Annotated in this window: 22 protein-coding genes; 6 read left to right on the top strand and 16 right to left on the bottom strand. The window is 64.0% G+C overall.

Annotation, left to right across the window (positions count from 1 at the left end; genetic code table 11):
• The first annotated feature begins 67 nt into the window (after nt 1-67).
• Nucleotides 68-763, top strand: a complete 696-nt coding sequence (locus tag NCS58_RS11050) for a dienelactone hydrolase family protein (RefSeq protein WP_061119281.1) — start codon at nt 68-70, stop codon at nt 761-763.
• Nucleotides 764-810: 47 nt separating this feature from the next.
• On the opposite strand, the gene NCS58_RS11045 is transcribed toward NCS58_RS11050, so the two are convergent.
• From NCS58_RS11045 to NCS58_RS11025, 5 genes are all read right to left on the bottom strand, one after another.
• Nucleotides 811-1,920 carry a glycosyltransferase gene (locus tag NCS58_RS11045; RefSeq protein ID WP_061119280.1) on the bottom strand — a complete coding sequence of 370 codons (1,110 nt, stop codon included), beginning with the start codon at nt 1,918-1,920 and terminating at the stop codon, nt 811-813.
• A 69-nt stretch (nt 1,921-1,989) separates the two neighbouring features.
• Nucleotides 1,990-3,036, bottom strand: coding sequence for a UDP-glucose 4-epimerase GalE (gene galE / locus NCS58_RS11040; RefSeq protein WP_250538453.1), 1,047 nt, complete (start codon nt 3,034-3,036; stop codon nt 1,990-1,992).
• A gap of 24 nt (nt 3,037-3,060) precedes the next feature.
• Nucleotides 3,061-4,200, bottom strand: a complete 1,140-nt coding sequence (locus tag NCS58_RS11035) for a glycosyltransferase family 4 protein (RefSeq protein WP_250476958.1) — start codon at nt 4,198-4,200, stop codon at nt 3,061-3,063.
• Between the two features lie 44 nt (nt 4,201-4,244).
• Nucleotides 4,245-5,051, bottom strand: a complete 807-nt coding sequence (locus tag NCS58_RS11030; protein ID WP_250538424.1) for a glycosyltransferase — start codon at nt 5,049-5,051, stop codon at nt 4,245-4,247.
• Nucleotides 5,048-6,310, bottom strand: a complete 1,263-nt coding sequence (locus tag NCS58_RS11025; RefSeq protein WP_250538423.1) for an oligosaccharide flippase family protein — start codon at nt 6,308-6,310, stop codon at nt 5,048-5,050. Before NCS58_RS11025 ends, NCS58_RS11030 begins: the two co-directional genes overlap by 4 nt.
• Before the next feature lie 445 nt (nt 6,311-6,755).
• On the opposite strand from NCS58_RS11025, the gene NCS58_RS11020 reads away from it, so the two are divergent.
• The 5 genes from NCS58_RS11020 (at nt 6,756) to NCS58_RS11000 (ending at nt 13,298) form a co-directional block, all read left to right on the top strand.
• A complete protein-coding gene (locus NCS58_RS11020; RefSeq protein ID WP_061119276.1) occupies nt 6,756-8,156 on the top strand; it encodes a phosphomannomutase/phosphoglucomutase in 1,401 nt (466 codons plus the stop codon).
• An 893-nt stretch (nt 8,157-9,049) separates the two neighbouring features.
• Nucleotides 9,050-9,991, top strand: a complete 942-nt coding sequence (gene waaC, locus NCS58_RS11015) for a lipopolysaccharide heptosyltransferase I (protein WP_284502220.1) — start codon at nt 9,050-9,052, stop codon at nt 9,989-9,991.
• Between the two features lie 61 nt (nt 9,992-10,052).
• The gene (locus NCS58_RS11010; protein ID WP_250538422.1) at nt 10,053-10,937 is read left to right on the top strand and encodes a Kdo hydroxylase family protein; all 885 of its coding nucleotides are present in this window, start codon (nt 10,053-10,055) and stop codon (nt 10,935-10,937) included.
• Nucleotides 10,934-12,292, top strand: coding sequence for a lipid IV(A) 3-deoxy-D-manno-octulosonic acid transferase (gene waaA / locus NCS58_RS11005; RefSeq protein WP_250538421.1), 1,359 nt, complete (start codon nt 10,934-10,936; stop codon nt 12,290-12,292). Before NCS58_RS11010 ends, waaA begins: the two co-directional genes overlap by 4 nt.
• Nucleotides 12,293-12,491: 199 nt before the next feature.
• Entirely contained in the window at nt 12,492-13,298 is an 807-nt protein-coding gene (locus tag NCS58_RS11000) for an FkbM family methyltransferase (RefSeq protein ID WP_250476950.1), read from the top strand.
• Between the two features lie 6 nt (nt 13,299-13,304).
• On the opposite strand, the gene ureG is transcribed toward NCS58_RS11000, so the two are convergent.
• The 11 genes from ureG to NCS58_RS10945 form a co-directional block, all read right to left on the bottom strand.
• Nucleotides 13,305-13,955, bottom strand: coding sequence for an urease accessory protein UreG (gene ureG / locus NCS58_RS10995; protein WP_061121126.1), 651 nt, complete (start codon nt 13,953-13,955; stop codon nt 13,305-13,307).
• Nucleotides 13,956-13,967: 12 nt separating this feature from the next.
• A complete protein-coding gene (locus tag NCS58_RS10990) occupies nt 13,968-14,648 on the bottom strand; it encodes an urease accessory protein UreF (RefSeq protein WP_250538452.1) in 681 nt (226 codons plus the stop codon).
• Nucleotides 14,635-15,237: an urease accessory protein UreE gene (gene ureE, locus NCS58_RS10985; protein ID WP_250476948.1), complete on the bottom strand. Its 603-nt coding sequence runs from the start codon at nt 15,235-15,237 to the stop codon at nt 14,635-14,637. The genes NCS58_RS10990 and ureE overlap by 14 nt, the downstream gene beginning before the upstream one ends.
• A 6-nt stretch (nt 15,238-15,243) precedes the next feature.
• Nucleotides 15,244-16,950: an urease subunit alpha gene (gene ureC, locus NCS58_RS10980; RefSeq protein WP_250538420.1), complete on the bottom strand. Its 1,707-nt coding sequence runs from the start codon at nt 16,948-16,950 to the stop codon at nt 15,244-15,246.
• 16 nt (nt 16,951-16,966) lie between these two features.
• Nucleotides 16,967-17,272 carry an urease subunit beta gene (locus tag NCS58_RS10975; RefSeq protein ID WP_250538419.1) on the bottom strand — a complete coding sequence of 102 codons (306 nt, stop codon included), beginning with the start codon at nt 17,270-17,272 and terminating at the stop codon, nt 16,967-16,969.
• A 4-nt stretch (nt 17,273-17,276) separates the two neighbouring features.
• On the bottom strand, nt 17,277-17,579 hold the full coding sequence (locus tag NCS58_RS10970) for an urease subunit gamma (protein ID WP_014192076.1): 303 nt from the start codon (nt 17,577-17,579) through the stop codon (nt 17,277-17,279).
• A 75-nt stretch (nt 17,580-17,654) separates the two neighbouring features.
• On the bottom strand, nt 17,655-18,374 hold the full coding sequence (locus NCS58_RS10965; RefSeq protein ID WP_250476947.1) for an amino acid ABC transporter ATP-binding protein: 720 nt from the start codon (nt 18,372-18,374) through the stop codon (nt 17,655-17,657).
• Nucleotides 18,361-19,011: an amino acid ABC transporter permease gene (locus NCS58_RS10960; protein ID WP_061121132.1), complete on the bottom strand. Its 651-nt coding sequence runs from the start codon at nt 19,009-19,011 to the stop codon at nt 18,361-18,363. The genes NCS58_RS10965 and NCS58_RS10960 overlap by 14 nt, the downstream gene beginning before the upstream one ends.
• Nucleotides 19,008-19,685 (bottom strand): amino acid ABC transporter permease, encoded by a 678-nt coding sequence (locus tag NCS58_RS10955; RefSeq protein ID WP_250476946.1) that lies wholly within the window; start codon nt 19,683-19,685, stop codon nt 19,008-19,010. The genes NCS58_RS10960 and NCS58_RS10955 overlap by 4 nt, the downstream gene beginning before the upstream one ends.
• An 18-nt stretch (nt 19,686-19,703) precedes the next feature.
• Nucleotides 19,704-20,492, bottom strand: a complete 789-nt coding sequence (locus NCS58_RS10950) for a transporter substrate-binding domain-containing protein (protein WP_250538418.1) — start codon at nt 20,490-20,492, stop codon at nt 19,704-19,706.
• 172 nt (nt 20,493-20,664) lie between these two features.
• Nucleotides 20,665-21,525, bottom strand: coding sequence for an urease accessory protein UreD (locus NCS58_RS10945; protein ID WP_250538417.1), 861 nt, complete (start codon nt 21,523-21,525; stop codon nt 20,665-20,667).
• Nucleotides 21,526-21,558: the final 33 nt, after the last annotated feature.

The raw sequence follows: 21,558 nt of genomic DNA, 5'->3' as shown, positions 1-21,558 counted from the left end.
CGGCCACGCGCACGCTCGAGCGGACCTTTGCGCGCTTTCGATCGACACCATCACTCAGGAGACTCCCATGTCCGACCGGCTCAGCATCTCCACGCCCGACGGCAATTTCGACGCCTACGTCGCCTATCCCGCGCAGACACCCGCGCCCGCCGTGGTGGTGATCCAGGAGATATTCGGCATCAACGCCGACATGCGCGAAACGTGCGACGAGTACGCGCGCCAGGGCTACGTCGCGCTGTGTCCGGACCTGTTCTGGCGGCTCGAGCCGAACGTCGAGCTTACCGACAAGACCGAAGCCGAGTGGCAGCAGGCGCTGAAGTACTACAACGCGTTCGACGTGAACACGGGCGTCGAGGACATCGCGGCGACCATCGGCTCTGCGCGCGGGCTCTCGCAGGTGAAAGGCAAAATCGGTTCGGTCGGCTTCTGTCTCGGCGGATTGCTGTCCTTTCTGACGGCCGCGCGCACCGATGTCGATGCATCGGTTTCCTATTACGGCGGCGGCACGGACCAGTACCTCGGCGAGCTGCCCAAGATCAAGGTGCCGCTCATGCTGCATCTCGCGGAAGAAGACGAGTTCATTCCCGCCGATGCCCGCAATCGCGTGCTCGCGGCGGTGCAAGGGCACGCGAACGTCGAGGCGTTCACGTATCCCGGCTGTCATCACGCGTTCGCGCGCAACAAGGGCGTGCATTACGATGCGGCGGCCGCGCAACTTGCGAACGGCCGCACCGCCGCGTTCTTCCAGAAGCATCTGACGTAATCGACGCCGCAAACGAAAACGCCGCCCGGGGCAGGGCGGCGTTCGGTTCACTTCTTCACGGTGTGCGGTCGTCGAAACACGAGCCATCGCGGCGACTTGAAGCGCACGATGCTCATGTAGAGCCACACATACGTCGCCGCGAACACGACGACGAAGCAGAAGAGATGCACCGTGTGCCGCCAGAAGAGCGTCGCGGGAATCACCGCGACGAGGCACAGCAGCCACAGATACGGCGACGTAAGCGAGTTGCGCCGCGTGAGTTCGTGCGCGTTCTTCACGCCGACGGCCCAACGCATCAGGCGCTTGTAGACGAGCATATGCAGATGCACGCCGTCCGGAATGCCGGGCGAGATCCCGCGAATGAACTTCTTGCGATAGATCGAGAAACACGTTTCGAAGATCGGATACATGAAGAGCAGCACCGGATACCACGCGGAGACATCGCGGTTGCGCATCACGAGCATGATGGATAGCTCGCCCAGCATGAAGCCGACGAAGTACGCGCCGCCGTCGCCGAGAAAGATCAGGCCGGCGGGAAAATTCCAGATGAAGAAGCCCATCACAGCGCCCATCATGATGAGCGAGCCGGACAGCACGACGGGATCGTGCACCTGGAACGCCACGTAGGCGAGCGACGCGAACATCATGAAGCTGACCATCGACGCGAGGCCGTTGAAGCCGTCGATGATATTCACGGCGTTCGCGAGCGCCGCGACGGCGAGCACCGTCACCGCGCAGGAAATCACCGCGTAGGACAGCAGGAAATCGAGCGGCGGCACGCTGATGCGCGTAACCGCGATATTCAGGAACGCGTAGGCGAGGCCGGCGGCGGCCATCGTGCAGACGAGGCGGGCGAGCGGCGAGACGCGCTTGGTCAGGTCTTCGATCAGCCCGGAGAGAAACGCCGGCAGGCCGCACGCGACGATGCCGAGAATGCCGCCCGACACGGCCGGATAACCCCATCGCAATTGCACGGCCGATGCGGTCAGTCCGCAAAGGATGCCCACGCCGCCGATGCGCGGCACGGGACGCGCGTGAAACTTCTGCACGCCGGCGAGATCGGTGTCGCCGAGCACGCCTTCCTGCAGGTGTGCGAAACGCACGATCAACAAGGTCACGAGCAGCGAGACCAGAAAAGCAAGCGCGAAACTAAGCATGAAAATAGAACCGGTTGGGAGAAGCAGCCCCGCAGCGCTCGGAACGACGACGCGGGGCGCAGCGAGACTTTACGCGAACCCGTGCGGGTTTTGCGACTGCCAGCGCCAGTGATCCGCGCACATGCGTTCGATGCCATGCTCCGCGCGCCAGCCGATGAGCGTCGCGGCGGCGGCCGGATCCGCGTAGCAGGCGGCGATATCGCCCGGGCGGCGCGGCACGAGCTCGTACGGCACGGGTTTGCCCGACGCCGCCTCGAACGCCTTGACGACATCGAGCACGCTGTAGCCCTGGCCCGTGCCGAGATTCACGACGAAGCTGCGATCGAGCGTCTTCAGCGCGTCGATGGCCGCGATGTGCCCGCGCGCCAGATCCACGACATGAATGTAATCGCGCACGCCGGTGCCGTCGTGCGTATCGTAATCGCTGCCGAACACGCGCAGGCGCTCGAGCTTGCCGACGGCCACCTGCGCGACATACGGCATCAGGTTGTTCGGAATGCCCGCCGGGTCTTCGCCGATCAGACCGCTCTCATGCGCGCCGACCGGATTGAAGTAGCGCAGCGTCGCGATGCGCCACGACGGATCGGAGACTTCGAGATCGCGCAGGATCTGTTCGGCGATGAGCTTCGACTGGCCGTACGGATTGGTCGCGGAAAGCGGAAACGATTCGTCGATCGGCACGCTCTTCGGCATGCCGTAGACCGTCGCGGAGGAACTGAACACGAAGTTGCGCACGTTGCGCTCCTTCATCACCTTCAGCACGGCGAGCAGGCTGCCGATGTTGTTGCTGTAATACTCGACCGGCTTCGCCACCGATTCGCCCACGGCTTTGAGCGCCGCGAAGTGAATCGCGCCGGTGATCTCGTGCGAGTCGAAAATGCGATTGAGCGCGGCTTCGTCGCGCGCGTCGGCTTCGTAAAATGCGACGCGCTTTCCCGTGATGCGCTCGACACGCTTTAACGACTCTGCGCGGCTATTGACGAGATTGTCGACGACCACGACGCCATAGCCCGCATCGAGCAGTTCGACACACGTGTGCGAACCGATGAACCCCGCGCCGCCCGTGACGAGAATCGTGCCCTTCGCACCAGTTATCGGCGACTGATTGCCATTCATCATGCGTTCTCCAAAAACTCGAAATCAGAGTGAAATGCCGGTAATGGCATGTATTGTGCCCTTGTAGCGCTCGACAACATTCTTTTCGTCGAATTCGAGCGCGACTTTTTCGCGGCCGCGCAGCGCCATCGCTTCGCGCTCGTCCAAAGGGAGCGTCAGCATGCGTTCGAGCGCTTCGGTCAGGCTGTCGGCGCTCTTCACCTCGCAGAGAAGACCGTTCACGCCGTGCTCGACGACCTCACGGCAGCCGGGAACATCGGTGGCGACGATCGGACGGCCCATCGCCGAGGCTTCCATCAGCGTGCGCGGCACGCCTTCGCGATATGAGGGCAGCACGACGCAGTCCGCCGCGGCCACGAGCGGGCGCACGTCGTTCGCTTCGCCCAGATATTCGACGATATTCTCCGCTTCCCACTTCTGGACGTCCGTGCGGCTGATCGCGCTCGGATTGTCGACGCCGACCGGCCCGAGCAACTGAAAACGCGCATGCGGGAATTTCGCGCGGATCCTGCGCGCGGCTTCGACATATTCCGCCACGCCTTTGTCCCACAGGAGCCGCCCGATCAGGATGAAAACGAAGTCCTCGCGCGCGGGCAGCGGCTGAAGCGCGAACTCATCGAGATCGACACCTTCGCCGTGCAGACGCCGCGCGCGATCAGGATGCGCGAGCAGATTCTCGTGCAGGAAGGCTTCGTGATCGTCGCGATTCAGGAACCACACTTCGCGCGGGAAGCGGAACGCGAAACGGTACAGCAGCTTGGCAACCTGCGCCGTGCGGCTCTTCTGAATGAAGACGTAGCCGAGGCCGGTCGTCACCGCGATCGACGGGACGCGCGCGAGCATCGCGGCGAGCGTGCCGTAGATGTTCGGCTTGATGGTGTAGTGAAACACGATGTGCGGGCGCGTCGTGCGATATTCGCGATAGAGCGCGGCAAGCGTCTTCAAGTCCTGGCGCGGGTCCGTTCCCTTTGATGCGACCGGCAGCTCGACACAGCGGCAGCCCATCTCCGTGAGCGGCTCGAAGGTGCGATCGCGCGGCGCGATGATCGTCACTTGCGCGCCGCGCGCGGTCAGCATGCGCAGCACGCCCTGCCGGTAGGTGTAGATCGCCCACGCCGTGTTGCAGACGAGGGCGATGCGAAGACTCGATTTTTCTTTCGTCATCCGGAAAGAGCGCTGAACGTAGCGCGAACTGAACATTGAAATTTTCACGCGAAAGGCGTGGCCTTCAACAACCGCGCCTTCAGGCTGCGCAACGCGCGATACGGCAGCACGAGATGCGCGGCGCTCTTCGCGATGCCCGCCCAGTCGAGCGGATTCGTCACGCGCAAATGACGCAGTTGCAGGCGCAGTGTCGACATCACTTGCGCACGCCGCTTCGTCGCGCTGATCCCGCCTTCGTTCAGTTCGTAGAAGAGACCGAACTCGGGCAGGTTCGCGCCGTCGTGCCGCTGCAGGAGCCGCAGGATCAGATCGAGATCCTCCGCCGCGCGATAGTGCGCGCGATAGTTGCCCGCTTCGATCACGGCGCTGACACGCAGCATCAGCGACGGATGCGTGAAGCACGTGCGCGCGAGCATCATGCGGCGGATCGCGGCGGGCTCGGTCGGCGGCGTCAGGTCGAAAAGCGGCGCGCCTTCTCTCGAGACGACGTGCGTCCACATGCCCAGCACCGCGACGCGCGGATGTGCCTCCATGTACGCGCGCTGCTTCGCCAGACGGCCGGGCGTCGCCAGATCGCCCGCGTCGATGCGCGCCGCATAGCGTGCCCCGCGCGCTGCGAGCGCCGCGATGCCCGCTTCGAGCGCGCGCTCGATGCCGCCGTTTTGCGGCATCCGCAGAATGTCGATGCGCATGCCGTCGATGACGGGCGCGACGATCGGCGGCGTGCTGCCATCGTCGACGATCAGCGCGTTCACCGTCGACGCTTCCCTGAACGACGCGAGCGTGCGTTCGACCTCGGCCTGGCCGTTGAACGCGGGCATCAGCACGACGACATCGGATAGATCGTTCATGCGCGCAGCCGGAAACGGATGTAATAGAAATTCACCGACGCCGCCGCGACATAGCCCGCCGCGAGCCCGATCAGCGCGCCGTAGCCTTCGATGCGGGGAATCGTGAACCAGTTCACCGCGAACGCGACCGCCAGCGCGAACAGCCATTTCGACAGCAGCACGTACTTCGCCTGATATTTCAGCACGACGAGATTGCCGATCGCCTCGATGCCCGCCGGCACGGAAAGCCATACGGCCCAACGGAAAATATCGGCGGCGCCCGTATAGTTCGGCCCGAACACACGCGCGATGATGAAGCCCGCGAGCGCATCGAGGACGGCGGCGCCCGCGATCATCAGCGCGCCGGTCATTGCGAAGAGGCGCACGAGGTTGCGTCTGAGGCGCGCGGTGTCCTGCACGCGATAGACGAACGCCGGCGCGATGGTCTGCGAGAGCATCAGCGCGAGCGCGATCCAGTTCTCGTTCAACTGCTGCGCGGCGGAGTAGAGCCCGAGTTCCGCGAACGACACGCGATGCGCGAGCATCAGCCGGTCGAGCTTGAGAAACAGATACATGCAGATGAGACCGAGCCAGAACACCGTGCCCGCGCTCGCGAAATGTCTGAACAGTGCGCGGTCGAAGCGCCAGCCGAGCGTGCCGCCGTGACGGCGCATGTAATACACGACGAGCGCGGCGCTGATCGCCGCGGCTTCGAGCGCCCAGAGCCAGCCGAAGCTCGACGGCGCGGCCGCCGCGCGCACCAGCGCGAACACGAGCGCCGCCTTGACGACGGCCGCCGCCATGCTCGCGATGAGTTGCGGCTTGCTGTAAGTGAGACTTTGCAGCCACGAATTGACAACGCCGATGAACGGCTCGCGAAAGAGCATCGTGACGGCGAGGCCGGCGAGCATCAGACCGACCATCGGATCGGTGCCGCCCGCCGCGATCCAGATCCACGTCAGGATCAGCGCGGCGATCGAGACGCCCATGCGCAGCACGAACGCGCTGCCGAGCACCGCGCCGGCCTCGGCGGGCGTGCGGTTGACGATCGTCGGCACGAGAATCTCGGCGCCGCAAACCCAGGTGATCGGCGCGATCACGAGCAGGAGCGTGTTCGCGTATTGCCATTTGCCGAAATCGCCGGGGCCGAGATAGCGTGCGAGCAGTCCCGCAATGACGATGGCGACTGCGATCTGCGTGAGCCGCTCGAGCCCGAGCCACACGATATTGGCGAGCGCGCGGGCGACGTCCGGATTGCCGGAGCGCGTCAGGACCTTCATGCGGCCGTTCCTGCCGTAAAAACGGGCACGCGGCGTGCTACCCAAGCCTGACCGCCTTGAAAGAAGCGCGCGTGATCGGTCAAGTTTTGTGTGTTTGCACGCAGACGCGCCTCATTCGAAGGCATCGAGGCGAAAGAGGGTTTGAGCATTGGATTAGAATGAACGCGCAGGCTGAGCGCCGCGCGCAACCACGAGAGCGCCGAAAGACAGCGATTATAAGTGCGATCCGCGGACGGCCCGCGCACTGCTCGGCTTTTGCATCCACTTGCTTCCAATTGTTTCTTTCGTGTTGATTTAACAGACGCATAGGCAGAATTCGTACGTCATCTGACAGTCGTTCGCGCGCCATGCCCGCTGCGCTGGCGCGTCACCCGTCACGACCTGCATGCCCTCATGGCTGCATCGCCGAGAAACCATCAACTAATAGAGAAGAGGTAGCCATCTCATGAGCCAAGTATCCCAATCCATCTTCAAGGCCTACGACATCCGCGGCATCGTCGGCAAGACGGTCGACAAGGATGTCGCGAAGAGCATCGGCCAGGCATTCGGCAGCGAGATCAAAAAGCAGGGCGGCGACTCGGTTGTGGTCGCACGCGACGGGCGCCTCTCCGGCCCCGAGCTTGTTGGTGCGCTCTCGGACGGGCTGCGGGCGGCGGGCGTCGATGTCGTCGATATCGGCATGGTGCCGACGCCCGTCGGTTATTTCGCGGCGAGCGTGCCGCTGCCTTTGCCCTCGGGCGAGCGTCGCGTGGATTCGTGCATCGTCGTGACGGGCAGCCACAATCCGCCCGACTACAACGGCTTCAAGATGGTGCTGCGCGGCGCCGCGATCTACGGCGAGCAGATCCAGGGCTTGTACAAGCGCATCGTCGACAGCGACTTCACGACGGGCGAAGGCACGTACACCGAGTTCGACGTGTCGCAGATCTATCTCGATCGCATCGTGTCGGACGTGAAGCCGGTGCGCGCGATGAAGATCGTCGTCGATACGGGCAACGGCGTCGCGGGCGGCCTCGCGCCGAAACTGTTCAAAGCGCTCGGCTGCGAACTCGTGGAGTTGTTCACGGATATCGACGGCAACTTCCCGAACCATCACCCGGACCCGGCGCATCCGGAAAACCTTCAGGACGTGATCAAGGCGCTCAAGGAAACGGATGCCGAAGTCGGCTTCGCGTTCGATGGCGACGGCGACCGTCTCGGCGTCGTGACGAAGGATGGGCAGGTCATCTATCCGGATCGCCAGTTGATGCTGTTCGCGCAGGAAGTGCTGTCGCGCAACAAGGGCGGTCAGATCATCTTCGACGTGAAGTGCACGCGCAATCTGGCGAAGTGGGTGCGCGAGCAGGGCGGCGAGCCGGTGATGTGGAAGACCGGCCATTCGCTCGTGAAGGCGAAGCTGCGCGAAACCGGCGCGCCGCTCGCGGGTGAGATGAGCGGCCACGTGTTCTTCAAGGACCGCTGGTACGGCTTCGACGATGGTCTGTACACCGGCGCGCGCATGCTCGAAATCCTGTCGCGCGTGGCGGATCCGAGCAAGCTGCTGAACGATCTGCCGAATTCGCTGTCGACGCCGGAGTTGCAACTGAAGCTGGAAGAGGGCGAGAACTTCGAGCTGATCGCGCGTTTGCAGAAGTCGGCGAAGTTTACCGGAGCGGACGATGTGCTGACGATCGACGGATTGCGTGTCGAATATCCGGATGGGTTCGGGCTCGCGCGCTCGTCGAATACGACACCGGTCGTCGTGATGCGTTTCGAGGCGGACAACGACGCGGCCCTGAAGCGGATTCAGGAAGATTTTCGTCGTGTGATTCTGGCTGAGAAGCCGGATGCCAAGTTGCCGTTTTGAATGGCTTCGCCGGTTTGGATGGCACTGCGAGTGGCTGCGGCCTGCACTTCGTAGTGCCTGACATGCTTGGGCTTTTCCGGCGGATCCCGTTTTCTTTGTGGTTTATTAGCGTTGCCCCTGTGCGGGGCGGCAGTCACTTTCTTTGCTGCTGCAAAGAAAGTAACCAAAGAAAGCAGCTTGTTAGGCCCGCGGTCACACGCAGTTTGGCCATGCTTGCCAGCCGGTCGTGGGCTGCCTAAGTGTCGCCCTCAAAGGTTTGACCGGGCTTGGCTCGCGCACGGTCTGTCGCCGCGCGCCGCACAGCGGAGCGGTTCAGCACCAAATGGCTCCGGCCCGCTTCGCGGCCGTTGGGTCAATCGGGTCCGCCCGTAATGTCTTGCTAATGCTTCCATCTCACTGCGTGGGTGCTTCGTTGGTTTCCCTTGTGGACCCAGCGGCAGCGCGTAGCGCTGTGCCGGCGCTATTTGGTGCTGAACCAGCGTCTTTTGAGTACTAGCTTGTCAGACCGTGCGCGATCCAAACCCGGTCGGGCCTATGAGGGCGACACTTAGGCAGCCCATGATCATATGGCAAGCATGGCCAAACTGCGTGTGACCGCGGGCCTAACAAGCTGCTTTCTTTGGTTACTTTCTTTGCAGCAGCAAAGAAAGTGACTGCCGCCCCGCACAGGGGCAACGCTAATAAACCAACAAGAAAACGGGATCCGGCGGAAAAGCCCAGTCCCCCCGCACGCCGCCCCCAGCGGCCAAGCATTTCTTAGCCAAACTCCCCCGACACGCTCTAAAATCTCCCCTTTCCTGCTCACTGCGCCGCGCCGTCCGCGCCTTTCCCTCCACAGCGTGCAAAAGATCCTGATCGTCCGCGTGTCGTCGCTCGGCGACGTCGTTCACAACATGCCGGCTATCGCCGACATCCGCCGCCGCTATCCCGATGCACGGATCGACTGGCTCGTCGAGGAAAGCTTCGCGGGTCTCGTCGAACTGGTGCACGGCGTGCGTCGCGCGATCCCGTTCTCGCTCAGGCGCTGGCGCAAGGCGTTCACGTCGCCCGCGAACTGGCGCGAGATCGGCAAGTTCAAGCGCGAGCTCGCCGCCGAAAAATACGATCTCGTGATCGACTGCCAGGGCCTTATCAAGACCGCGTGGGTCGCGAGCTGGGCGCGCGGGCCGCTCGTCGGGCTCGGCAATCGCACCGACGGCGCCGGCTACGAATGGCCCGTGCGTTTCTTCTACGACCGCCGCGTGCCGATCGAGCCGCGCACCCACGTCGTCGAGCGCACGCGGCAACTCGTGGCGGCCGCGCTCGATCTGCCGAAGCCGCAGATGACCGACGACATCGACTTCGGCCTCGACACGCGGCGCGCGACGCTCGCCGTCTCCGAGCTCGGGCTGAATCTGCCGGTGCCGTATGTCGTGTTCGTGCACGCCACGTCGCGCGCCGACAAGCAATGGCCCGAAGCCGCATGGATCGAGCTCGGGCAGGCGCTCGTCACGCGCGGCGCATCGATCGTGTTGCCGTGGGGCAGCGACGCCGAACGCGCGACGAGCGAAAAGCTCGCGAAGGAATTCGGGGCGGCCGCGATCGTGCCGCCGAAGCTCTCGCTGCCCGCGGTGGTCGGACTGATCGACGGCGCGGCCGCGACCGTCGGCGTCGATACGGGCTTGGTGCATATTGCCGCGGCGCTGAAGCGCCCGACCGTCGAGTTGTACAATTTCTCGACCGCATGGCGCACCGGCGGCTACTGGTCGCCGCAGGTGGTCAATCTCGGCGACGCGAGCCGGCATCCGACGCTTTCCGAAGTCAAGACCGCGCTCGCGGGCTTCGGCCTGCTGTAGCGTGCTGTGGCGTTTTCATCGTGCGCTGCGCCGTGCGCTTGCAACTCAAGGTCGTAGACACATGACGGAATCTCAAATTATCGAAGTCGCGTCTGGCGATTGGCAGGGAAAGAATCTCTCCGTGCCGCGCGAGACGCTCCTGGCCGGCGTCGAAAACGGCAAGGTGCTGTATTTCCCCAATCTGCGTTTTCCGATCGAAGGCGGCGAACTCGCGCTGCTCGATCCGAAGATCGCGGACCCCAAACGCAAGAACATCAGTCTCGCGCCCAACGGCGGCGCGTTGAACGGCGTGCTCGGCGATAGCGTGATGCAATCGGCGGTGCGCTCGCTCATCAAGCGTTATCAGGATCATGCGCGCTCGCTTGTCGACGGCCTCTTTCCCGAATACGACGGCAAGCTGCGCGTCGCGCCCACGAGCCTGCGGCTGCATCAGGTCGAAACGCGCGAGACATCCTGGCGCAAGGACGACAGCCGCCTGCACGTCGATGCTTTTCCGTCGCGCCCGAACTACGGCGAGCGCATCCTGCGCGTGTTCACGAATGTCAACCCGAACGGATCGCCGCGCGTGTGGCGTGTCGGCGAACCGTTCGAGGACATGGCCAAGCGCTTCCTGCCCGGCATCAAGACGCAGATGCCCGGTTCGGCGTGGCTCATGAATCTGCTGCACATCACGAAGTCGCCGCGTAGCGAATACGACCATCTGATGCTGCATCTGCATGACGCGATGAAGGCCGATCTCGACTATCAGAAGACTGCGCCGCAGGAGACGATGCCATTTCCGCCCGGCTCGGTGTGGGTCTGCTTCTCCGATCACACATCGCACGCGGTGATGTCCGGCCAGTTCATGATGGAGCAGACCTTCGTTTTGCCCGTCAAGGCGATGGTGCGCCCCGAATGCGCGCCGCTCGGCATTCTCGAGCGCCTGAAGGGCAGGGCGCTCGTTTGAGCGGCGCCGCTTCCCCGGGCGCATCGGCTGCCGTCCTGAGGCTCGTCTACCGGGCGCTCTGGTGGATCGTCGCGCCGCTCGCGGTGCTGCGGCTCTACATCCGCTCGCGCAAGGAGCGCGGTTACCGCGAGCATATCGGCGAGCGGTTCGGACATATCCCTGCCCGCCGCGCCGACGATCTCGCGCCGCTCATCTGGGTGCATGCGGTATCGGTCGGCGAGACGCGCGCGGCGCAACCGCTCATCGACGCATTGATGAAGGCGCATCCCGAAGCCCGCGTGCTGCTCACGCACATGACGCCGAGCGGCCGCGCGACGGGCCTCGAACTGTTCGGCGATCGCGTGTCGCGCAGCTATCTCCCCTACGATTTGCCCGTTCTCGTGCGGCGCTTCCTGCGCGCATGGCGTCCGTCGCTCGGCATCGTGATGGAGACGGAAGTCTGGCCGACGCTCATCGACGAATGCAAGCGCGGCGACGTGCCGCTCGTGCTGACGAACGCGCGCATGTCGGAGCGGTCGTATCGGCGCGCGGCGAAGTTCGGGCGCGCGGTGCGCGAAGTGTTCGGCGGCTTTTCGCGCGTGCTCGCGCAGACGCCGTCCGACGCCGAGCGGCTCACCGCGCTCGGCGCGCGCAATGTCGCGGTGCTCGGCAATCTGAAGTTCGATATGACCGCGCCGCCCGAACTGGTCGCGCGCGGTCAGGCGTGGCGCTCGGCGATCGGCGAGCGGCCGGTGTGGGTCGCGGCGAGCACGCGCGAGGGCGAGGAGACGCTCGTGCTGCGCGCGTTCGCGGCGCTCAATGTGCCCAATGCGTTGCTGATTCTGGTGCCGCGTCACCCGCAGCGGTTCGATGAAGTGTCGGCGCTGATCGCGAGCCTGGGTCTGACGAGCGCGCGCCGTTCGGTGTGGGCGCCGAAGCCCGCGGCGGCGGGATCGGGCGCGGATGTGCCCGAACCGCTGCCGGAAAGCGTGCAGGTCCTGCTCGGCGATTCGATGGGCGAACTCGGCGCGTATTACGCCGCGGCGGATCTCGCGTTCATCGGCGGGAGCCTGTTGCCGCTCGGCGGGCAGAATCTGATTGAAGCGTGCGCGGCGGGCGTGCCGGTGCTGATCGGGCCGCATACGTTCAATTTCACGCAGGCGACCAACGATGCAATCGCGGCAGGCGCCGCACTGCGTGTGCAGGACCCGCAGGAACTCGCGCGCGGGCTGCGCGAGATTTTCGGCGACAAGGCAAGGCGGCTTTCGATGAGCGCGGCCGCGTCGGCTTTCGCAGCGAGGCATCGCGGCGCGACGCAGCGAACGGTGAGCGTGCTGAGCGCATTGCTCGAAGAGGAAAGCGACGCGGCGAAGTGATTTCGTCATCGCGTCAGTGGTGCCTTGACCTGCGGTTCTTCGGTCAATCATCTGACCTTAACCCTTATTCCGCTGACAATTCGAGGGTTGAACGCCGGAAAGGTTAGAGGGATACTGAACCTCCACCCGGCCGCGTCGAACGCACATCCATAGGCCGGACGCCTGCGAACATGCTGCCAAGCTTCTTTCGAGGACGCGCATGCAAGATTTCATCAGGTCCGTCGTCAAAGACATGATTCCGCCAGGCCTCTTGCGCCTGCTGCGGCCCCGCCACACAGCAACCGATGCATGGGGCAGCGTCCGATACGGAACGCACGGTCTCGTGCTCCCGGGCAACAGGCGCTTCGAATATCGGCCTTGCCTCGCGGATCGCTCGGTTTGCAAGCAGATCTTCTTTCTGCGCCAGTACGCCACGGATCATCTCAGCCGCGCGAAGGAGATCGCGGCGTTCTATGAGGCTTGCGAAAATCCGCTGATCGTCGATGCGGGCGCCAATATCGGCGCCGCTGCGGTGTGGTACGCGCTCACGTATCCAAAGGCAAAGATCGTCGCCATCGAGCCGGATGTATCGAATTTTGCGCTGCTCAAGAAAAACGCGGAGGCCTTTCCTGCGATCACGCCGCTGAACGCCGCGATCGCGGCCACGCGCGGCACGCTCTATCTCAACGATCCGGGCGCGGGTGAATGGGCCTTCCGCACGGCCGACCGGCCCATGGAAAATGGGTATGCCGTCGACGCGCTGACGCTCGAAGACGTGATGCCGGCATCCGGCGTGACGCCGTTCATTCTCAAGATCGATATCGAAGGCGCGGAATCGGACCTGTTTTCGCGCCATTGCGATGCCCTGAACATGTTCCCGGTCGTCGTGATCGAGTTGCACGACTGGATGCTTCCCGGCGAATCGAACAGCCGCAACTTCCTCAAATGGCACGTCGAGATGAAGCGCGATTTCGTGCAGGTGGGTGAGAACACGGTCTCGATATCGAACTCGATTGCGCTGGCCTAGCGCGTCTTACGCGAGCAGCAGTCCCTTCTTCTCGATGAAGCCGACGACTTCATCGAGCCCGTCGAGCGCCTTCAGATTGCACATGACGAAGGGCCGCTCGCCGCGCATCTTCCTCGCGTCGCTCGCCATGATGTCGAGATTCGCGCCGACATGAGGCGCGAGGTCGGTCTTGTTGATCACGAGCAGATCCGACTTCGTGATGCCAGGGCCGCCCTTGCGCGGAATCTTCTCGCCGCCCGCCACATCGATCACATAGATGGTCAGGTCGGAGAGTTCCGGGCTGAAGGTCGCCGCGAGGTTGTCGCCGCCGGATTCGATGAACACGATATCGGCGTCCGGAAACTTCGACACCATGCGATCGACGGCCTCGAGATTGATCGACGCATCCTCGCGGATCGCCGTATGCGGACAGCCGCCCGTCTCGACGCCCATGATGCGCTCGGCGGGCAGCGCGCCCGCGACCGTGAGCAGGCGCTGATCTTCCTTCGTATAGATATCGTTGGTGATGGCGACGAGATCGTACTTGTCGCGCATCGCCTTGCAGAGCATTTCGAGCAGCGTGGTCTTGCCGGAACCGACCGGGCCGCCGACGCCGACGCGCAACGGCGGCAGTTTCTTGGTTCGGCGGGCGGCGGAAGAATAAGCGGGAGTGTTCATGAAAATACCGGTTCAGGAGCGGAAGAGCCGCGAGTATTGCGATTCATGCCGCGCGGACAAGATGCCGAGTTGCGGCGCGAAGGTGTTGACCCGTTCGGGCGATGTATCGAGCGCGCGGCGCACGGCGGCGTCGATCGGCTCGCCCAACGCGACGATGATGCGCTGCCCCGCGAGCTGGCCGAGCGGCACGGCCTTGAGCGCGGCGGCCGCCTGATTCTCGACCCAGCTGAACGCGTAGGCGGCGAGCGCTGCTTCCGCCGTCGCATCGTGCGCGAACGCGGCGAAGGCGAACGCGCTCGGTTGCGCGATGGGTTTGATCGCGGCGAGCGTCGCGCGGCGCGATGCGTCGCCCCATTCGAGCGATGCGCACAACTGCGCGAGCGACCAGCCCATCTGCTCGGTTTCGCGTCTCAGTTCCGCCGATTCGCGGCTCGCGATGTATTCATCGTTCGCCGCTCTCAACGCGGCTTCGTCGTGCGAACGCCAATGCTCGATCTGATGCGCGAGCAACGGCAGTTCGCCACGCGCAAGCACGGTGCTCAAGCCGCTCGCGATCCAGTCGCGCGCGCTGTCGCCGTCGTGGACCAGGCCGTGCTCGATCGCCGCTTCGAGTCCCTGCGAATAGCTGAACGCACCGATCGGCAGCGCCGGCGACGCGAGATGCAGAAGCGCCGTGAGTTCAGCGATGCGCATGACCGTGATGATGGTGATGATCGTGACCGCACGACGAGTGATCGTGAGCATGGTCGTGATCGTGCGAATGATCATGCCCGTGATGCTCGTCGAAGACCTTTTGCGCGAGCGCGTAGTCTTCGCTGAACGTCTCGTCGTGGCCGTGCTTGTGACCGCCGCCGTATGCGCCGGTTTCGGGCTGGAACGGCTGCGACTCATGCGCGACGAGCACGCCCAGGCGCTTCAGCATGTCTTCGAGCACGGGATCCGCTTCGAGCTTGAGATAGTCCGCGCCGACTTCCACTGGCGTATGGCGATTGCCGAGGTGATAAGCGGCACGCGTCAATAGTCGCACGCTCGGCGCGCGCACGACGAGCACGTCCTGCGTTGCCGCGACCACGCGCACGAAGCCGCCGTCATCCGCGACGAGCATGTCGCCGTCCGCGAGCACGGTGCCGCGCGGCATCACGAGGGCGACTTCCTCGCCGTTGTCGAGCGTGGCGGCGAGACGGCTCTTGCCGCGCGCATCGAAAGGCAGGGTGAGGGTAGGCGCGCGCTTGACGAGCACGGGCGCGAGCTTGGCGGTCAGACGTTTGTCGATGGTACGCATGAAGACTCAGAACAGAAAATAGCGCTGCGCCATCGGCAGAACGGTGGCTGGATCGCATGTGAGCAATTGCCCATCGGCGATCACCTGATAGGTCTGCGGATCGACGCTGATGGACGGCTGCCATGCATTGTGAATCATGTCGGCCTTGGTCACATTGCGGCAGTTCTTCACCGCGACGATCTGCTTGTTGAGGCCGTAACGATCCGCGATGCGCGATTCCGCCGCGAGCTGCGACACGAAGGTCAGCGACGTCTTGCCGAGCGCGCCGCCGCGCGTCGCGAACATCTCGCGGTAATGCACCGGCTGCGGCGTCGGAATGGACGCGTTCGGGTCGCCCATCTGCGCGACCGCGATCATGCCGCCCTTGACGATCATCGCGGGCTTCACGCCGAAGAACGCGGGCTCCCAGAGTACGAGATCGGCCCATTTGCCCGGCTCGATGGAACCGACTTCATGCGCGATGCCATGCGTGATCGCCGGATTGATCGTGTACTTCGCCACATATCGCTTCGCGCGGAAATTGTCGTTGCGCGCATTGTCTTCGGCGAGCGCGCCGCGCTGCACCTTCATCTTGTGCGCCGTCTGCCAGGTGCGAATGATGACTTCGCCGACGCGGCCCATTGCCTGCGAATCGGACGACAGCATCGACAACGCGCCGAGATCGTGCAGGATGTCTTCGGCCGCGATCGTCTCGCGGCGAATGCGCGATTCCGCGAACGCGATGTCCTCCGCAATCGACGGATCGAGGTGATGGCACACCATCAGCATGTCGAGATGCTCGTCGAGCGTGTTGACGGTGTAGGGGCGCGTCGGATTGGTGGAAGAGGGCAGCACGTTCGATTCGCCCGCCACCTTGATGATGTCCGGCGCATGACCGCCGCCCGCGCCTTCGGTGTGATACGTGTGGATCGTGCGGCCCTTGAACGCGGCGATGGTCGTCTCGACGAAGCCCGCTTCGTTGAGCGTGTCGGTGTGGATGGCGACTTGCGTGTCGGTGTCGTCGGCCACCGACAGGCAATTGTCGATCGCGGCGGGCGTCGTGCCCCAGTCCTCGTGCAGCTTCAGGCCGATCGCGCCCGCTTTCACCTGTTCGATCAGCGGCCCGGGCAGGCTCGCGTTGCCCTTGCCGAGAAAGCCTAGATTGACTGGCCAGCCATCGGCGGCCTGCAGCATGCGCTCCATGTGCCAGGGGCCCGGCGTGCAGGTCGTCGCGTTGGTGCCGGTCGCGGGTCCGGTGCCCCCGCCGAGCATCGTCGTCACGCCGCTCGCGAGCGCTTCGTCGATCTGCTGCGGGCTGATGAAGTGGATATGCGTATCGACGCCGCCCGCGGTGACGATCATGCCTTCGCCCGCGATCACTTCGGTCGCCGCGCCGATCGCGATGCTCACGTTCGGCTGGATGTCGGGATTGCCCGCCTTGCCGATCGCGAAGACGCGTCCGCCCTTGATGCCGATATCGGCTTTCACGATGCCCCAGTGATCGAGGATCAGCGCGTTCGTCACGACCGTATCGACGACCTCGGCGGCGGGGCGTTGCGACTGGCCCATGCCGTCGCGAATCACCTTGCCGCCGCCGAATTTCACTTCTTCGCCGTAGGTGGTGAAGTCGCGCTCGACTTCGATGATGAGATCGGTGTCGGCGAGGCGCACGCGGTCGCCGGTGGTCGGGCCGAACATTTCAGCATAAGCGCGGCGGCCGATGCGTAGCGTCATGTTTTCGATGTCCTGTTCAGAGTGGGCCCATCACGAGGCCATTGAAGCCGTAGACGTGCCGGTCGCCTGCGAGCGCGACGAGCTCGACGGTGCGCTCCTGTCCCGGCTCGAAGCGCACGGCCGTGCCCGCCGCGATGTTCAGCCGAAAGCCGCGCGCCTTCTCGCGTTCGAACTTCAGTGCCGCGTTGACTTCGTAGAAGTGAAAATGCGAGCCGACCTGCACGGGACGGTCGCCATGATTCGCGACGACGACCGTCACGGTCTCGCGTCCCGCGTTGAGTTCGTGCTCGCCATTGTCGATGAAGTATTCGCCGGGGATCATGTTCTTAAGGGATCGGATGATGAACCGTCACGAGCTTCGTGCCATCGGGGAAAGTCGCTTCGATCTGGATGTCGGGAATCATCTCCGGCACCCCTTCCATCACGTCGTCGCGCGTGAGAAGCGTGGTGCCGTAGTGCATGACTTCGGCGACCGTCCTGCCGTCGCGCGCGGCTTCCATCAATGCGGCCGAAATGAATGCGACCGCTTCCGGATGATTGAGCTTGAGGCCGCGCGCGCGGCGGCGTTCGGCGAGCAATGCTGCGGTGAAGATCAGCAGCTTGTCCTTTTCTCGGGGCGTGAGTTTCATGAGCTTCTTTTACGGAGAAAGGCGTTTCGGGCCTTGCAATGCTAGCATCGGACGGGCTTTCGGAGAGCTTGCATGTCACTGGATGAAGCGCTGCAGCTCGACGCTCGAGGGCTTTTCGAAAATGGCTTCCGGCGCCCCCGATTCCCACACGCGTCCCTGATGCATGAACACGACCTTGTCGCTCACCTTGCGTGCGAAGCGCATCTCGTGCGTGACCATGATGAGCGTCATGCCGTCGCGCGCGAGATCTTCGACGACCGCGAGCACTTCGCCGACGAGTTCCGGATCGAGCGCCGACGTGATCTCGTCGCAGAGCAGGACGGTCGGCTTCATCGCGAGCGCGCGTGCGATCGCCACGCGCTGCTGCTGGCCGCCGGAAAGCTGATCGGGATAGGCGTCGAACTTGTCGCCGAGACCGACGCGCTCGAGCACAGTATGCGCGGTCGCGCGCGCCTTCGCCTTGTGGATCTTCCTGACCACGGTCTGCGCGAGCATCACGTTCTCTCCCGCGGTCAGATGCGGAAAGAGGTTGTATTGCTGAAACACCATGCCGACCTTCAGACGCAGCGCGCGCAGGTCGGCATGACGCGCATCGATATGCTCGCCATCGATTTCTATCGAACCTTCGTCGATGCTTTCGAGCCCGTTCAACGTGCGCAACAGCGTGCTCTTTCCCGAGCCGCTGCGCCCGATGATCGACACGACCTGACCGCGCTCGACGGCAAAGTCGATTCCCTTCAGCACCTGATTCGCGCCGAACTGCTTGTGAAGATTGCGGGTTTCAACGAGCGGCATTCCATTTCCTTTCGAGCGTGCGCGCATAGCGCGTCAACGGATAGCAAAGCACGAAGTAGATGATGGCGACGAGCCCATAGACGAGGAACGGCCGGAAAGTCGCGTTAGAAATCATCGTGCCGGCCTTCGTGAGTTCCGTGAAGCCGATGATCGATACGAGCGCCGTGTCCTTCACCGCCTGCACCGCGAAGCCGACCGTCGGACCGACCGCGATGCGTGTCGCCTGCGGCAGGACCACGTGTCGAAGCTGCTCGAAGTAGCTCATCGCGAGACTGGATGACGCTTCCCATTGTCCCTTCGGCACCGCTTCGACCGCGCCGCGCCAGATTTCCGCGAGATAGGCGCTCGTGAAGAGCGTGAGACCGACCGTCGCGGCGAGCCACGGCGAAACCTCGATGCCGAGCAGCGGCAGGCCGAAGAACACGAGGAACAGTTGCATCAGCAGGGGCGTGCCCTGAAAGATCTGGATGTACGCCTTGACGAGCGTGCGCAGCAGGTGCGAACCCGAGACGCGCATCACGAGCAGCGCGAAGCCGACGATGCCGCCCAGCACGAACGACACGATCGACAGCACGACGGTCCAGCGCGCCGCGAGCAACAGGTTCTCGACGATTTGCGCGAGGGTGAACTCGATCATCGCGCTGCGCTCCGGTTGCTCATCAGAAAGCGCTTGCCCGCCGCGTTCAACGCGGTGCGCAACACGAGCGCCATCACGAGATACGCAGCCGTAATGAAGAAGCACGTTTCGAAGGCGCGGAAGTTGCGTGACTGAATATAGCTCGCGGCGTAGGTGAGGTCCGGCACCGAGATCTGCGATACGACGGCGGAGCCGAGCATCGTGATGACGATCTGGCTGGTGAGCGCGGGAAACACCTTCGCGAGCGCCTGCGGCAGCACGACATGGCGAAACGTCTCGCCGCGCGACATGGCCAGCGACGCCGCCGCTTCGTGATGCCCCTTCGGCACGGCCGCGATGCCTGCGCGGATGATTTCGATCGAGTACGCGCCGAGATTGAGCGTCATCGCAAGAATGGCCGCGACGTATTCGCTCAGGTGAATGCCGAGCGCGGGCAGGCCGAAGAACACGAAGAACAGTTGCACGATGAACGGCGTATTGCGCACCGCCTCGACATAACCGCCGACGATCGCGGCGAGCCACGCTTGCCGGCTGTCGCGCGCGGCGGCACCGAGCACGCCGACCGACACGCCGAGCGCCGTCGACACGGCGGTCAGTGCGAGCGTCGTCGCCGCGCCGCTCGCGAACATGCCCGCGTACTGCGCGAGATCGGCGAATTGAAGTTCATAGGCCATACGTTGCCGCGCTCTTGATCAAAGGCTCGCGGGCAGCGGCTGGTTGAACCACTTCTTCGACATCGTGTTGAGCGTGCCGTCCTTTCTTGCCTGCGCGATGGTGTCGTCGACCTTGGTCATCAGGCGCGGCTCGTTCTTGTTCATGCCGACGAAGCAGGGCGAATCCTTGATGATGAACTTCGCTTCCGGCCGGCGCGGCGGATTCTTCGCAAGGATCGCGGCCGCGACGATGTTGCCCGCCGCGATCAGTTGCACCTGTCCCGAGAGAAACGCGGAGATGGTCGCGTTGTTGTCCTCGAAGCGCTTGATGGTCGCGTTCGGTGCCATCTGCGACAGCGCGATTTCTTCCAGCGCGCCGCGCGTCGCGCCGACGGTCTTGCCGGTGAGATCGGCGGGGCTGCTCACCTTGATGTCGGCGGGGCCGAACACGCCTTGGAAGTAGGGCGCATAAGGGGTGGAGAAATCGAGCACCTTCTCGCGTTCCGGCGTCTTGCCGAGCGACGAGATCACGAGATCGACCTTGTTGGTCGTGAGATACGGAATGCGGTTCGCGCTGTTCACGGGTACGAGCTCGAGCTTCACGTTCATCGATTTGGCGAGCAACGCGGCCATGTCGACGTCGTAGCCTTGCGGCTTCATGTCCGCGCCGACCGAGCCGAAAGGCGGATAGTCCTCGGGCACGGCGACGCGCAATGTGCCGTTCCTGGCGATGGTGTCGAGGGCGTCGGCGTGCGCGGCGAAGGGCGCGAGGGAAAGCAGCAACGCGACGAGTGCGGTGCGTCGCGCGCGGGAAAACGTGGTGAGCATCGATGATCCTTCGGTCTTGAACGGCCGCATTGGAAGGCGCGGCTCTCGAGCCGAGGCTTAAAGCGAGAGTCGTGCCATCGATGTCTATTCGTTGTATCGCCTGCGTTTGCCGGTTGCGCGTCTGTCGTCGCGCACAACGGGTGTGCAATTCGATGCGCTGCGCTGGTGCGTACTAGGTAGTCCACAAACGCAAAGGCCGCGCATCGACGCCATGCACGACGGGACGAAGGCGCGTCCAGCAATCGGTGAGCGTGTTCTGGAGCGGCTCCATCGAGCGGCTGATCGCGCGCACGATCAAGACGCCCGGTCCGACGCACGATGCGCCGGCGCGCAGTTCATCGTCGAAGGGCAGTTGCGCGGTGAGGGCTTCGGCGAGGGCATCGTCGCAAGCGGGGCCGATCGCCCACAGCGTGCCGTAGGCGGGAAAGCCGGCGAGTCCTTGCGCGGCATCGCGCAGCGGATCGTTTGCATCGAGCAGCGTGCGCTCGAACCAGAGCGTCGAGCCGTCGCGCCGCGTAATGCGCGATATCGCCTTGATGTGTCCTTGCGTCCACTTTTCGCCGGCGGCGGCGCGGCCGAGCAGCATCGCGTCCCAGCCGATCGCGCTCGCGCCTTCATCGAGTGTGAGATTGAATTCGAGTTCCACGTTCGACGACTCGAACACGATGTTGTTTTGCGGTAGCCAGTCGAGCTTCGCGTGCGCCGCGAGAGCAATATCGATGCGCTGCGTCGCGAGCTTGCCGTTGGCCTTGTACCACTTGGTCGCGCCGGGCGTCGTGATGACGGCGTGCGTGTGCTCGTCAAGGCGCACGTCGATGGACAGGCGGTCGCCGCCCGCCACGCCGCCCGGCGGATGCACGATCACCGAGTGACAGATATCGCCTTCGGGATAGAGCGGCCGTTGCAGCCTCAACGGTCCTTCGTGCTTGCGATGAACGCAAACGGTGCGGCCATGCTGATGCGCGTAGCCGAGTTCGAGCGAGCCGCGCCATGTGTTCGGATCGACGAGCGTCGCGTGCGATTCATGAAGCATGAAAAAGAAGCGATATGCGCGATGGAGAGGGAA

Origin of the sequence: Caballeronia sp. INML3B (assembly GCF_023631305.1) — a bacterium.
In the GTDB taxonomy this organism is placed as follows: Bacteria; Pseudomonadota; Gammaproteobacteria; order Burkholderiales; family Burkholderiaceae; genus Caballeronia; species Caballeronia turbans.
The sequence above is the reverse complement of the archived record's forward strand: the minus strand, read 5'-3'. Positions and strand labels throughout refer to the sequence as shown.